This window comes from Nocardia sp. FBN12, assembly GCF_054031145.1.
The window spans coordinates 1,097,189-1,109,940 of record NZ_CM132926.1; the positions used below are offsets into that span (position 1 = coordinate 1,097,189).

Consider the following 12,752-nt stretch of genomic DNA (forward strand, 5'->3'; position numbering starts at 1 on the left):
TGCTCGAGGTGCAGGACATGGTCGTGAACTACGGCCGGATCGAAGCGCTGCACGGCATCTCGCTCTCGGTCGCCGAGGGCGAACTGGTGACCCTGCTCGGTGCCAACGGCGCGGGCAAGACCACCACCATGCGGGCGATGTCGGGGCTGCTGCCGCTCACCTCGGGACGAATTCTGTTCCAGGGCAAAGACATCACCACGATGAAGGCGCACGACCGGGTGGTCGAGGGTCTCATCCAGGCGCCCGAGGGTCGCGGCGTGTTCCCCGGCATGACGGTCGCGGAGAATCTCGACATGGGTTGCTACGGCAGGCCTTTCGAGAACAAGTCCGAGTACCAGCAGACCTTGGACTGGGTCTTCGAACTGTTCCCCCGCCTGGCCGAACGCCGCAAACAGATCGGCGGCACGATGTCGGGCGGCGAACAGCAGATGCTCGCCATCGGCCGCGCCCTCATGGCCCGCCCGAAGCTGCTGCTGCTCGACGAACCGTCGATGGGCCTGGCGCCCATGGTGATCCAGCAGATCTTCCGGATCATCAGTGAGATCAACCGTCAGGGCACCACGGTGCTGCTGGTGGAGCAGAACGCCCAGCAGGCGCTGACGCGTAGCGATCGTGCCTACATCCTGGAAACCGGCGAGGTCACCAAGTCCGGTCCCGGGGCGGCTTTGCTGACTGATCCTGCGGTGATGTCGGCCTACCTGGGTGTCGACTGAATTGCCGACGGCGCGGGCCCCTCGACGATGCGGCTGGCAGTCGCGGGTGCGAGGGTGACCTGCGTTCGGTAGTCCCAGGCAGGTTTGACGCTGTGTTTATTGGAGCGCTGGCGCGCTCGAGTCGCGGCCCCGAGGGGCCGCCGGTTAGGCACCGGGGCTTGCTCCTTCGTCGCCTACGCCCCGGCGCCTAACCGGCGACCCGGCCGCGACCGGCCACTTCGTGGCCGCCGCTCCCTAAGGGTCGCGGGTGGGGGCTGGGAGTGCGGTCATGGCGGATCGGGGGTAGGGCTTCGTCGCCTACGGCCCGGGGGCTGAGCGGTGACCCGGCCGCGACGGGCCACTTCGTGGCCGCCGTTCCCTTGGGGTCGCGGGGGGGTGACTGGGTTTTTGGAGGGTTGTTGAAGACGGGGCAGTCTGGTTTGGGATGTGGTGATGGCGGTGTTCGTGTCTGTCAGAGGGTGTCCCTAGACTCTGTCGGGTGAGTTCACCGACGACTGCGCAGGCATCGACAACGACCACTGCCCCCGAGGGTGAGCGGCCTACGCTGCTGCTCCTGGACGGGCATTCGATCGCCTATCGCGCGTTCTTCGCGCTACCGGCGGAGAACTTCAAGACCGTCACCGGTCAGACCACCAACGCGGTGTACGGGTTCACCTCGATGCTGATCAATCTGCTGCGCGACGAGAAGCCCAGCCATGTGGCCGCGGCGTTCGACGTGTCGCGCAAGACTTTCCGCACCGAGGCGTACCCGGAGTACAAGGCCAATCGCAGCGCCACCCCCGACGAATTCCGTGGGCAGGTCGAACTCACCAAGGACGTGCTCGGCGCGATGGGCATCCCGGTGATGGCCATCGACGGCTACGAAGCCGACGATGTGATCGCCACCCTCACCACCCAGGCGATGGCCCAGGGCTACCGGGTCCTCATCGTCACTGGCGACCGCGACGCGATCCAGCTGGTCAACGACGACGTCACGGTCCTCTACCCGAAGAAGGGCGTCTCGGATCTGACCCGGTTCACCCCGGCCGAGGTGGAGACCAAATACGGCCTCACTCCCGCGCAGTACCCCGACTACGCGGCGCTGCGCGGCGACCCGAGCGACAATCTGCCCGGCATTCCCGGCGTGGGGGAGAAGACCGCCGCCAAGTGGATCCGCGAATACGGCGATCTCGCCACTCTGGTCGACCGCGTCGACCAGGTGAAGGGCAAGGTCGGCGACTCGCTGCGCGCGAATCTGTCCAGCGTCGTGCTCAACCGGCAGCTCACCGAGATGGTGCGCGAGGTGCCGCTGCCCTACAGCCCCGATCAGCTGATCAAGGCGCCGTGGGACCGCGACAAGATCCACCAGCTCTTCGACGACCTCGAGTTCCGGGTGCTGCGCGACCGGCTGTTCGACACGCTCGGTTCCCCCGAGCCGGAAGCTGAGTCGGGTTTCGAGATCAGCGGTGGTGCGCTCGATCAGGGAGCGGTCGCCGACTGGCTGGCAGAGCACGCGAAAGCAGGTGTGCGCCACGGTCTCTCGATTGTCGGGACCGGAACGCCGATCCACGGCGACGCGCGGGCCCTGGCAATCGCCGCCGCCGACGGTGAGGGCGGCTACATCGACCTGACCGTCCTCACCCCCGAAGACGAGACGGCCCTGGCCACCTGGCTGGCCGATCCCGAGGTGCCCAAGGCGCTGCACGAGGCCAAGTCCGCCGGGCACGCACTGCGTGGGCGCGGCTTCGCGCTGGGCGGTCTCACCACCGATACCGCCCTGTCCGCCTATCTGGTCCGCCCCGGCCAGCGCAGCTTCAACCTCGACGATCTGTCCCTGCGCTACCTCAAGCGCGAACTGCGGGTCGAGACCGGCGACACCGGCCAGCTCTCCCTGCTCGACGACGAGGACACCGTCGCCGCCGACATCGCCCGCGAGGAAATGCTGCGCGCCCGCGCGGTCGCCGACCTGGCAGTCGCCCTCGATACCGAACTCGAGGCGATCGAATCGACCCCGCTGCTCACGGAGATGGAGTTGCCGCTGCTCGGCGTGCTCGGCCAGCTCGAGGAAGCGGGCATCGCGGTCGACGTCACCCAGCTCGAGAACCTGCAGCAGCAGTTCGCCGACCGCGTCAGCGAGGCCGCGAACTCCGCCTACGAGGTGATCGGCAAGCAGATCAACCTCGGCTCGCCCAAGCAGCTGCAGGTGGTGCTGTTCGACGAGCTCGACATGCCCAAGACCAAGCGCACCAAGACCGGCTACACCACCGACGCCGACGCGCTGGAATCACTGTTCGAGAAGACCGGCCACGCGTTCCTGGAACACCTGCTGGCCCACCGCGACGCGACCCGGCTCAAGGTGACCGTCGACGGCCTGCTCAAGTCGGTCTCCGACGACGGCCGCGTCCACACCACCTTCAACCAGACCATCGCCGCCACCGGTCGCCTGTCCTCGACCGAGCCGAACCTGCAGAACATCCCGATCCGCACCGACACCGGCCGCCAGATCCGCGACACCTTCGTCGTCGGCCCCGGCTTCGCCGAACTCATGACCGCCGATTACAGCCAGATCGAGATGCGCATCATGGCGCACCTGTCCGGTGACGCCGGCTTGATCGAGGCCTTCAACTCCGGCGAGGACCTGCACACCTTCGTCGCGTCGAAGGCCTTCGACATCCCGATCGCGGAGGTGAGCCCCGAGTTGCGCCGCCGGATCAAGGCCATGTCCTACGGTCTCGCCTACGGTCTCAGCTCCTACGGTCTGAGCGCCCAGCTGAAGATCAGCACCGCCGAGGCCAAAGAGCAGATGGACGTCTACTTCGACCGCTTCGGCGGCATTCGCGACTACCTGTCCGATGTCGTCGACCAGGCCCGCAAGGTCGGCTACACCCAGACCCTGTTCGGCCGCCGCCGCTACCTGCCCGACCTGGATTCCAGTAACCGTCAGCGCCGCGAATCCGCTGAGCGGATGGCCTTGAACGCCCCCATCCAGGGCACTGCCGCCGACATCATCAAGGTCGCGATGATCAACGTGCAGAACGCGATTCGCGAAGCGGGCCTGGAATCGCGGATGCTGCTGCAGATTCACGACGAACTGGTCTTCGAGGTCGCCGACGGCGAACGTGCGGCGCTCGAAGCCCTTGCGCGCGAACAGATGTCGGCCGCGATCGAACTCTCGGTCCCGCTCACCGTCTCCGTGGGCACCGGCCGCAGCTGGGACGCGGCCGCGCACTGACCTGCTCCACACAGCACGATGGGCACCGACCCGGGGTCGGTGCCCATCGTGGCGTGCGGGGACGCGAGTTACGCGTTGACCGTCACGGCGTCGTCAGCGATGTTGTAGCTGATCGAACCGTTCTCGAAGTGGCTGATCTTGCCGCCTTCGATGTCCTGCTCGTCGGAGGTGGGGTAGCCGAACCGGCCGCCCGCGCCGCCTTCGGCTTCCCATGCCTGACGGATGGCGCCGTAGACGGTCTTGGCTCCGGTCGGGAGCTTGAAGTAGATGACGCCGCCGGTGAATTCCTGGAACTTGCCACCGTTGGGGGCGTCCTGCTCTGCCGAGGTCGGTTCACCCAGCGGGCTGGACGCACCACCGGCTTCGTTGTAGTGATCGCCGATAGCCCCAGTGACTTCGAATGCCATGTAGAACATGTCCTTTCACGCAGTAACAATTGGCCTAGCGGCCGCGACGCTACCGTGCGATCGGTCGTTCTCGGCGGCGACTCGCGGGAGATTCACGATCTGGTCACAATATGTTAGCCAACGATTTGCTCGTGCCCGATCATGGCGACCAGCGCACCGTCAGCTAGCGGAAACGCAGGCGGATGGCTTCGGCGATCGTGGCCGGCTCGTGTTCGGGGATGAAGTGCTTGGCCTCGGGAAGTTCGAGGACCTGGTGATCGGTGAACGTCTCGCGCATTCGCGGCAGGAACGCCGGAGCGCGAAACGCCATGTCCTTCATGCCCCAGACCAGCAGGGTCGGTGTGGCGCCGAGCCGAGCCGGAACGTTCGTGGCCAGCTGCTCGAGCAAGGGCCGGGCCGCCAGGATCTGTCCGGGCATGGCGGCGATGCCGCGCCTGGCCGCCGGCGATGGCTGCACCTTCCGGTAGTGATCGGCCTCGGCGTCGCTGATCGTGTTCCGCAGCTCACCGAGCAGAAATCGCTCGACCAGCAGGTTGTCGCGCAAGATCCGCCGCTGCATCGGCGCACTGGCCATGACCCGGCTGAATGCCTTCTGCGGCCAGGTGTCCGTCGGCCACAACAGGGTGTTGCCGAGAACCAGTCCCCGAACCCGGTCGGCCCGCTCGGTGCCGACCGCGGTGCCGATCGGCCCGCCCCAGTCCTGCCCCATGATCACGAACTGATCCAGCCCGAGGTGGTCGACGAGTTCCCCGACCACGGCGGCGTGTTCGGCGATGGTGTAGCCGTAGCCCGCCGGCCGTTCCGACAGTCCGAACCCCAGGTAATCGACTGCTACGCAGCGGAACCGATCGCGCAGCTCGTCGATGATCTTGCGATAGAGAAAGCTCCACGTGGGGCTGCCGTGACAGAACAGGATGGGGATCCCGGAGCCCTCGTCGATGTAGTGCACTCGGCCTGCGGAGGAGTCGAACCACTGGGATTCGAAGGGGTAGAGCGCTTTGTCCGGTAGGAAATCGATCAGCATCGCGTCCATCCTGTCTGAGGCGTCGAGCTGACCATACGGACGAAAAGAGCTGCGGTTCAACGTCTTCGGTTGACGTTTCGGTGAGATACTCGACACGCCGGAGGGATGCCGCACGACTTCCTCGGTTGCGTGTGTTCGCTCGGCGGCGCGCCGGCCGGGTGGTGCTGTCGGCGCCCGACCGGTCCACGGCCGGTCGGATCGGCCCTGGCGCGGCGAACTGTGGCAGCATCGGCCGTATGACTGCTGACGTCATCGCGACCCCGCTGCCCGACTGCCCCGACATCGAGCAGGCCTTCGCGATGTCGTGGCCGGTGCGGCTGGGCGATACCGACGGCGACGATCGGCTGCGGCTCGACGCGGTCGCGCGGTATCTGCAGGACATCGGGTTCGATCACCTCGACGCGGTCGAGGACGGGGATCTCCATCAGGCGTGGATCGTGCGGCGCACGGTGATCGACGTGTACGAGCCGATCATGTTCGGCGATCGCGTCCAGTTACGCCGCTGGGCCGACGCGCTCTCGAACCGATGGTGCGACATGCGAATTCAGCTTCGTGGAGAGCAGGGCGGGCACATCGAGGCCGCGGCGTTCCTGATCCACATCGACCCGGTCGCGGGCCGCCCCGCGCGGATGAGCGACGCGTTCATGGCGCCGATGCTCGCCAGCACCACCGAACACCGCCTGCGCTGGAAAGCGGCCCTCGCCGAACTCGACGATCCGCACGTGGAGGCAGTGCCGTTCCCGCTGCGTGTCACCGACGTCGACCGGCTGGGCCACGTCAACAACGCCGTCTACTGGGAGGCCGTGGAGGAAGCGCTCGCCGCGCACCCGGACCGTCATCAACTTCCGTACCGGGCGATCGTCGAACACGTCGGACCGGTGATGATGCGCGACAAAGTGGTGTTGCGGACGAGCTCGCGACTCGACAGCCTGCGCGTGCAGCTCGACGTCGACGGTTCGGCCCGCGCCCTCGCCTCGGTAGTTCCGCTGCCGAAGAACTGATCCGAACAGCACTGGCGATGTAGTCGAAAGCTCAGGCGCACTGGGACTTTCGACGAATCCGAGCTGCGAACGGCGTCAGCGCTCGCGGGCGACGAGTCGCGCCGACCCACCTGTCAGATCCACCTGGTCCCGCGGCGGCGCGCCCTCGGACGGGTCCTCGCGATGCATCAGCGTGCTCTGCCGCTGCTCGAACTCGTGATGCTTGGACCCCTGGAACATCGCGGTGAGATGTTCGAAGCCGGTCGCCGCGGCCACCGTGCCCCCACGCTTGCGCGTCCACGGCAGAAATCGTGTCCCGGTCGCGCGATTGATCGCCACCTCGATGAACGCCAACAGGATCAGCAGACACGCGAGACCCGGAATCGTCATCGCCATGAGCAGCCCCATGCCCGCCACGATACCCATCGCCGCGCCCGCGCCGACTGTTACCGATCCTGAGCTGCGGTGATGGTACTCACCGGTAGACACTCCGTGCGGTAAACCAGGTTGCGATCTCGCGACGATCGCCCTATCCTCGACTGCGTGCCGAATCCCGCCCGCTGTGCCGCGCTGCTAGTCGCTGACCGCGACCTCGCGGTCGCTGCTGCGCAGACCGCGCAGGAAGCTTCACGGCGAATTCTTCTCGTAGTAATCCGCCGTAGCGGGGTCTGATTCGGACCAGCCCCTACGCTGCGGGCTGTATCTCATCGTTCTGCTGGTCCCACCTGCCAACGAAGACATCTTCGGGAAGACCTCACCTGCAATGACGCTGACACTGGACCATGCCCTGTTCGCCGCTGCCCCCAAGGGCCTGCGCGCCGAGCTCACCGACCTCGACCCCGCCGCATTCCTCGACCGGTACACCCGCGCCGACGGGTCCATCGCGCTTCGCGAATGGTCCTGTTCCGGAACGGATTTCACCGCCACCCTGGAATTCGCCGACCACCTTCGCACCGTCATCGCCACCGGCAGCCCGGTCGCGGCGATGACGTCGGCGCTCTACGACGAGGGCTACCCCCTCGAGATCCTGCACTTCCATCAGCGCCCGACCACCGACGGCACCGCCACTTTCATGCAGTGCGAGTTCAACGGCAGGCGCGGCTGGGCGGTGGCCACCGCCGCGGGCAGCGCGGAATCGACCGTGCGCGCCATGATCGCCGGCGTCAACCTGCTCGCGGGCTGACACCACCCGAACACGCAAGGGCCCGTTCACCTTTCGAGGTGAACGGGCCCTTGTATGTTCGGCGTTGGGTCGCAGCAGCCTACTCGGCGGGAGAGGACTCCTGCTGCTCGGCGATCTGCTTGCGCACCTCGTCCATGTCCAGATCCTTGATCTGGGTCACCAGGTCCTCGAGCGCGGCGGGCGGCAGCGCGCCCGGCTGGGCGAACACGAGCACGCCCTCACGGAAGGCCATGATGGTCGGAATCGACTGGATATTGGCGGCAGCGGCGAGCCCCTGCTCGGCCTCGGTGTCGACCTTGCCGTAGACGACGTCGGTGTGCTTCTCCGACGAGGTCTCGTAGGTCGGCGCGAAACTGCGGCACGGACCGCACCAGGAAGCCCAGAAATCGACGAGGACCACGTCGTTTCCGGTGATGACTTCGTCGAAGTTCTGCTGGGTCAGCGTCTGGGTGGCCATGACGTCCTCTCCTTGTCGGTGTCCCCGGCTGTAACGCCGCGGCGTTCCTATATCTTCCCCCGGTCGTTCGACGCTCCCGGGCCCACCGTCCGCGCGGGCCGTGAATCCCCACTACAACGGCCAGAAATTCGGTACCGGCCGCGTGTCAGGGCGCACCACGTGCCCGGCGCCCGACGGGCGCGCGCGAAGATAGCGGGGTGAATGCGACGAAGGCGAACCTGCGACTCGGAGTGATCGACGGCGACGGAATCGGCCCCGAGGTGGTGTCCGCGACCAGAGCGGTCGTCGACGAAGCGATCGGCGCGGCCGGGCTCGCCCCGGTGGAGTGGGTGCCGCTGCAGATCGGGCACGACGCAATCGCCGCCTGCGGCGACCCGCTGCCGGAACAGACGCTGTCGGCGCTGGAGGATCTCGACGCCTGGATCCTCGGCCCCCACGACAACGCCTCCTATCCGTCGGACATGCGAGTGGCGCCGGGCGGCGTGATCCGCAAACGCCTCGAGCTCTACGCCAACATCCGCCCCGCCGCCGCGTTCGCCGGGGTGCGCGCGATGGCGCCCGACATCGATCTGGTGATCGTCCGGGAGAACAGCGAAGGCTTCTACGCCGACCGCAATATGTTCGCCGGGTCGGGGGAGTTCCGCCCCACCGAGGACGTGGCGATGGCGGTGGCGGTGATCACCCGCAAGGCGTGCGAGCGGATCGCGCATCAGGCGTTGCGCCTGGCCATGGGTAGGCGCAAGCGGGTCACCGTGGTGCACAAGGCCAATGTGCTGCCGATGACGACCGGCCTGTTCCGTGATGTCTGCTACGAAGTGGCCGAGCAGTATCCGGAGGTGACCGTCGACGACGCACACGTCGACGCGATGGCCGCGCACCTGGTCCGCGCACCCGCCGAGTTCGACGTGATCGTCACCGAGAACCTGTTCGGCGACATCCTCTCCGATCTGGCCGGTGAGCTCAGCGGCTCACTCGGCATGGCCGCCTCACTCAACTGCTCCGACACGCGCGCGATGGCGCAGGCCGTGCACGGCGCGGCGCCCGGTCTGGCCGGGCACAATCGGGCCAATCCCGCCGCGCTGCAATTGTCGGCGGCAATGTTGTTGCGCTGGTTGGCGGTTCGCGCCGAGAACCGTTTGCTACACGATGCCGCCGACCGCATCAGCCACGCTGTGGCGGCCACGCTGGCCGCCGGAATCGCGACCGCGGATCTCGGCGGTCTGGCTTCCACCAGCGAATTCACCGAGCAGGTACGGGCCCGCGTGCACCGGAGGTGAAGGTACCCCTTTCACATTCGCTGATTAATCTTCGGTTACTGTCGCACCACGCTGTGTCCGGTTCGCATACATTGCCAAACAGGCGCTGACACGTGGCCGGCGTCGACGTGAAATGTGGAGGCTCCTTTGTCTGTTCGAACTGTCCTCGGCCGTGGCGCCGTGCGACTGCTGTGTACCGTCGCCGGCGGTGCGCTGGTCCTCACCGGCTGCGCCGACAACACCGAGGGCGACGGCGCCTCGGTGAACAAGGTGTCTGTGGAGAAGGTCGACGCGATCGCGGCGACCCTTCCGGACAAGGTCAAGCAGGCAGGCAAGATCGTCGTCGGCGTGAACGTGCCGTATCAGCCGAACGAGTACAAGGACGCCAGCGGCAAGATCGTCGGCTTCGATGTCGACCTGCTCGACGCTGTCGCGAGCACCCTCGGACTGAAGGTCGACTACGTCGAGTCCTCGTTCGAGAAGATCATTCCGGCCATTCAGGCGGGCACTTACGACGTGGGTATGTCGTCGATCACCGATTCGCGCGAACGCGAACAGCAGGTCGATTTCACGACCTATTTCTCCGCGGGTATCCAGTGGGCCCAGCAAACCGGTAAAGCGATCGATCCGAACAATGCGTGCGGCCTGAAAGTCGCCGTACAGGCCACTACGGTCGAGCACACCGACGAAATTCCCGCCAAGAGCGCCAAGTGCGTCGCCGAGGGCAAGCCCGCCATCGATATGAAGGCTTTCGATGAGCAGAGCGCCGCGACCAATGCGCTGGTGCTCGGTCAGGTCGACGCGATGTCGGCGGACTCCCCGGTGACCGCGTACGCGATCAAGCAGAGCGAAGGCAAGATCGAGTCGGCGGGCCCGCTGTTCGACTCCGCGCCCTACGGCTGGGCCGTGCAGAAGACCTCGCCGCTGGCGGTGTCGTTGCAGAAGGCGCTGCAACATCTGATCGACAACGGCAAGTACGGCGAGATCACCACCAACTGGGGTGTGCAGGACGGTCAGATCAAGACCTCGGTGATCAACGGTGCAGTGAGCTGACGTGACCGACAAGAAAGACACGGTGGAGGTGCCCGGACCGGGCACCGAACCCGAACCGATCAAAGCGGTCCCGCTGCGCAGGCCGGGCCGCTGGATCGCGGCGGCAATCATCCTGATCCTGGTCGGATTGTTCGTCTACGGTGCTGCTACCAATCCCGCCTACCGGTGGGACACCTACGGCAAGTATCTGTTCGACAGTCGCATCACCCAGGGCGCGATCGTCACCCTGGAGCTCACCGTGCTCGCGATGGCGATCGCGGTGGGTCTCGGCACGGTGCTGGCGGTGATGCGCCTGTCACCGAACCCGGTGCTGCGTACCGCCGCGTGGATCTACCTGTGGATCTTCCGCGGCACCCCGGTGTTCGTGCAGTTGGTGTTCTGGGGCCTGGTCCCGTCGCTCTACAAGCAGATCGACCTCGGCGTGCCGTTCGGTCCGCAGTTCTTCCACTTCGACGTGCAGAACCTGCAGGCAGCGTTCATGTTCGCGGTGATCGGCCTCGGTCTCAACGAGGCCGCCTACATGGCCGAGATCGTGCGCGCGGGTATCAACTCCGTCGGCGAGGGTCAGCGCGAAGCGTCGGTGGCGCTCGGCATGTCGTGGACGCAGACCATGCGCCGCACGGTGCTGCCCCAGGCCATGCGGGTGATCATCCCGCCCACCGGCAACGAGCTGATCGGCATGCTCAAGACGACCTCGCTGGTCACCGCGATCCCGTTGAGCACCGACCTGTTCGGCCGCGCCCGTGACATCTACGGCGTGAACTTCCAGCCGATCCCGCTGCTGCTCGTCTGTGCCACCTGGTACCTCGCGATCACCAGCATCCTCATGGTCGGCCAGTACTACTTGGAACGCTATTACTCGCGCGGTGCCACCCGGCAGCTGACAGCCAAGCAGCTGCAGGAACTGGCCACGGCGCAGGCGGCGGTGAAGGCGAAATGACCGAACCAGAAGTGGCAGTTCCGCCGATGGTCCTGGCCGACCGGGTGTGTAAGAGCTTCGGCGCGCTGCAGGTGCTCAAGGGCATCTCGCTCGAGGTGCAGCGCGGCAAGGTGCTCACCCTGGTCGGGCCGTCGGGCTCGGGCAAGTCGACGTTCCTGCGGTGCATCAATCACCTCGAGCAGGTGAACGCGGGCAGGCTCTACGTCGACGGCGATCTCGTCGGCTACCGGGAGAAGAACGGCAAGCTCTACGAGATGCACGAGCGCGATGCCGCGGTCCAGCGTCGCGACATCGGCATGGTGTTCCAGCATTTCAACCTGTTCCCGCACCGCACGGCGCTGGAGAACGTGATCGAGGCACCGATCCAGGTGCGCGGGATCCGCAAGTCCGAGGCGATCGCCAGGGCCGAGGAGCTGCTCGAGCGGGTCGGGCTCTCGGCCAAGCGCAACGCCTACCCCGCGCAACTGTCCGGCGGTCAGCAGCAGCGGGTCGCCATCGCGCGAGCGCTGGCGATGGACCCCAAGCTGATGCTGTTCGACGAGCCGACCTCGGCACTGGACCCCGAGCTGGTCGGTGAGGTGCTCGCGGTGATGCGGGAGCTGGCCGATTCGGGCATGACCATGCTGGTGGTGACCCACGAGATGGGCTTTGCCCGTGAGGTCGCCGACGAACTGGTGTTCATGGACGCCGGTGTGGTGGTGGAGTCGGGACCGCCGCGTGAACTGCTGGCCAACCCACAGCACGAGCGGACCCAGGCGTTCTTGTCACGTCTGCTCTGAGATACGCCGAAACGGCCCCGCGGATTCTTGGGTTCACGCGGGGCCGTTTCGCGTTCAGGGGGTGTCCGGGTTCTTCAGCCGTTCCAGCGAGACCTGCGCCTGGGCGATGCGGCGGATGGCGGCCAGTGCGGTGTCGCCGAGGACGGTCAGTACGACGACCGCGTCGATGATGTCGTCGCGCCCGCCCGCGGACAGGGCGGAGGCCACGTCGGTTTCCGCGACTGCGCGGGTGCTGTCGAAATAGGTGGGCAGGGTGGTGGTTGCCCAGTCGCGGTAGCCGAGTTGCGTGAGGCGAACGATCACTCCGGTGAGCGTGTCGATGGCCTGCGGGCTCGGCTTCATGTCCCAGCCGCGCCGGTCCATCTCCGTGCGCACGGCCTCGTACGCACGGTCCCAGTCGGCGTCATGGGCGGCGGGCACCGGGGTGGACAGGCTGTCCTGTGCCACTCCGAGCACATGGAACAGCGGCATCTCGGGGGAGTCGATCGCGGCGAGAACGTCGGAGACGGTGGCAACCGGGATGCCGCCCACCTCGATCAACGCGCGGATCAAGCGCAGCCGGCGCAGGTGGGTTTCGCCGTAGCTGGCCTGGTTGGGGCTGGTGCGTTCGCCCGGGGGCAGCAATCCTTCGCGCAGGTAGTACTTGATGGTCGCCAGCGCGATGCCGCTGCGTTCACTCAACTCCGAGATTCGCACTCTTACCTCCGATTTCGTTCCTACCCCTTGCCTACGTCACCCATAGCGGATAG

13 protein-coding genes are annotated in these 12,752 nt (G+C 66.5%); 8 read left to right on the forward strand and 5 right to left on the reverse strand.

The features are described from left to right. Positions 1–17 precede the first annotated feature (17 nt). Positions 18–713 (forward strand): ABC transporter ATP-binding protein, encoded by a 696-nt coding sequence (locus tag ACWZHB_RS05495; protein ID WP_427909089.1) that lies wholly within the window; start codon positions 18–20, stop codon positions 711–713. Positions 714–1,191: 478 nt separating this feature from the next. Continuing rightward, positions 1,192–3,924 (forward strand): DNA polymerase I, encoded by a 2,733-nt coding sequence (gene polA / locus ACWZHB_RS05500; RefSeq protein ID WP_427906836.1) that lies wholly within the window; start codon positions 1,192–1,194, stop codon positions 3,922–3,924. Positions 3,925–3,992: 68 nt separating this feature from the next. Here the strand turns inward: polA and ACWZHB_RS05505 are convergent, their stop codons facing one another. After that, positions 3,993–4,331, reverse strand: coding sequence for an LGFP repeat-containing protein (locus tag ACWZHB_RS05505; RefSeq protein ID WP_427906837.1), 339 nt, complete (start codon positions 4,329–4,331; stop codon positions 3,993–3,995). Positions 4,332–4,494: 163 nt separating this feature from the next. Next, the gene (locus ACWZHB_RS05510) at positions 4,495–5,355 is read right to left on the reverse strand and encodes a haloalkane dehalogenase (protein WP_427906838.1); all 861 of its coding nucleotides are present in this window, start codon (positions 5,353–5,355) and stop codon (positions 4,495–4,497) included. A gap of 236 nt (positions 5,356–5,591) precedes the next feature. On the opposite strand from ACWZHB_RS05510, the gene ACWZHB_RS05515 reads away from it, so the two are divergent. Further along, on the forward strand, positions 5,592–6,356 hold the full coding sequence (locus tag ACWZHB_RS05515; protein WP_427906839.1) for an acyl-[acyl-carrier-protein] thioesterase: 765 nt from the start codon (positions 5,592–5,594) through the stop codon (positions 6,354–6,356). 75 nt (positions 6,357–6,431) lie between these two features. Here the strand turns inward: ACWZHB_RS05515 and ACWZHB_RS05520 are convergent, their stop codons facing one another. Further along, positions 6,432–6,824: a DUF6191 domain-containing protein gene (locus ACWZHB_RS05520; protein ID WP_427906840.1), complete on the reverse strand. Its 393-nt coding sequence runs from the start codon at positions 6,822–6,824 to the stop codon at positions 6,432–6,434. 274 nt (positions 6,825–7,098) lie between these two features. Here ACWZHB_RS05520 and ACWZHB_RS05525 point away from each other — a divergent pair, with 274 nt between their 5' ends. After that, positions 7,099–7,518 (forward strand): 2-keto-3-deoxygluconate kinase, encoded by a 420-nt coding sequence (locus ACWZHB_RS05525; protein WP_427906841.1) that lies wholly within the window; start codon positions 7,099–7,101, stop codon positions 7,516–7,518. A gap of 79 nt (positions 7,519–7,597) precedes the next feature. Here ACWZHB_RS05525 and trxA read toward each other — a convergent pair whose 3' ends face one another. Beyond that, on the reverse strand, positions 7,598–7,975 hold the full coding sequence (trxA, locus tag ACWZHB_RS05530; RefSeq protein WP_056824580.1) for a thioredoxin: 378 nt from the start codon (positions 7,973–7,975) through the stop codon (positions 7,598–7,600). Positions 7,976–8,172: 197 nt separating this feature from the next. Here trxA and ACWZHB_RS05535 point away from each other — a divergent pair, with 197 nt between their 5' ends. The 4 genes from ACWZHB_RS05535 to ACWZHB_RS05550 all read left to right on the forward strand — a co-directional run bounded on the left by ACWZHB_RS05535 (position 8,173) and on the right by ACWZHB_RS05550 (position 12,003). After that, positions 8,173–9,252, forward strand: a complete 1,080-nt coding sequence (locus ACWZHB_RS05535; RefSeq protein ID WP_427906842.1) for an isocitrate/isopropylmalate dehydrogenase family protein — start codon at positions 8,173–8,175, stop codon at positions 9,250–9,252. Positions 9,253–9,378: 126 nt separating this feature from the next. Then, a complete protein-coding gene (locus tag ACWZHB_RS05540) occupies positions 9,379–10,284 on the forward strand; it encodes an ABC transporter substrate-binding protein (RefSeq protein ID WP_427906843.1) in 906 nt (301 codons plus the stop codon). 1 nt (position 10,285) lies between these two features. Continuing rightward, a complete protein-coding gene (locus ACWZHB_RS05545) occupies positions 10,286–11,224 on the forward strand; it encodes an amino acid ABC transporter permease (RefSeq protein ID WP_427906844.1) in 939 nt (312 codons plus the stop codon). Between the two features lie 26 nt (positions 11,225–11,250). After that, entirely contained in the window at positions 11,251–12,003 is a 753-nt protein-coding gene (locus tag ACWZHB_RS05550) for an amino acid ABC transporter ATP-binding protein (protein WP_427909090.1), read from the forward strand. 54 nt (positions 12,004–12,057) lie between these two features. Here the strand turns inward: ACWZHB_RS05550 and ACWZHB_RS05555 are convergent, their stop codons facing one another. Then, positions 12,058–12,699, reverse strand: a complete 642-nt coding sequence (locus ACWZHB_RS05555) for a MerR family transcriptional regulator (protein WP_427906845.1) — start codon at positions 12,697–12,699, stop codon at positions 12,058–12,060. Between the last annotated feature and the right edge of the window lie 53 nt (positions 12,700–12,752).